Source organism: Rufibacter aurantiacus (assembly GCF_017916345.1).
Lineage (GTDB): Bacteria > Bacteroidota > Bacteroidia > Cytophagales > Hymenobacteraceae > Nibribacter > Nibribacter roseolus.
Genome location: NZ_JAFMSV010000010.1, coordinates 1 through 949, shown reverse-complemented (window position 1 = coordinate 949; position 949 = coordinate 1). Strand labels below are relative to the sequence as shown.

The 949-nt window shown below is 74.6% G+C and carries 1 protein-coding gene; it reads right to left on the bottom strand.

Annotation, left to right across the window (positions count from 1 at the left end; genetic code table 11):
• A partial coding sequence (locus J3P34_RS22040) for a putative Ig domain-containing protein (protein ID WP_210490795.1) occupies positions 1-949 on the bottom strand: 949 nt, incomplete at both ends.

The following is a 949-nucleotide window of genomic DNA, read 5'->3' as shown; positions in this document are numbered from 1 at the left end:
GCCGCCTTGCCCGCCCCGGCCTTGGCCACGATGTCGTAGGCGCTGAGCACCTTGCTGCCCTCGATGCTCACGTCGAACACCCGCTTGCCGGCCGCCGTCCAGTACAGGTCGGCGAAGTGCAGCACCACCTGGTACTCCCCGCCCTTGACGGGGATGTTGTAGGAGAAGGCGGTCCCGAACCGGTTGGAGCGGTAGATGGCGTCGTCCCCCGTCCCGGCGATGGCGTCGGTGGTGGGGCTCTTCTTGGACCCGCCCGAGGCGAAGGCGTCCGCGGCGAAGACGCCCCGCGAGGTGGTCTCCTGCGGGCCGCCGGCGTTGTAGCGGTAGGCCTCCCCGGAGGAGGTCCCGCCCGAGACGGTCAGGCTGAAGTCATCCGTGGCGCTGCCGCCCTTCCCGTCCGAGGCCGTCACCCGCACGGCCAGCGTGCCCGCGTCGGCCGCCGCCGGCGTGCCGCTGAAGGAGCGGGCCGCCCCGCTGAAGCTCAGCCAGGAGGGCAGCGCCCCGCCCCCGGCCAGCGCGGCCGAGTAGCTCAGCGCGTCCCCGTCCGGGTCGGTGAAGGTGCCCGCCGGGAAGGCGTAGCTGAAGGCCGCGCCCGCCGTGGCGCTCTGGTCCGGGATGGCGGTGGCCACCACCGGCGAGCCGTTCGCCCCGCCCCCGGTCACCGTGAGGGTGAACTGGTCGGAGGCGCTGCCGCCCTTCCCGTCAGAGGCCGTCAGCCGGACGGTCAGCGTCACCGCCGAGGCCGGGGCCGTCCCGCTCAGCTGCCGGGTCGACGGGCTGAAGGTCAGCCAGGAGGGCAGCGCGCTGCCGTTGCCCTGCGTGGCCGAGAGCGTCAGCGCGTCCCCGTCCGGGTCGGTGAAGGTCCCGCTCGGCACGGTGTAGGCGTAGGCCGCCCCCGCCGCCACGCTCTGGTCCGGAACCGGCGCCGACACCACCGGCGGCTGGTTCG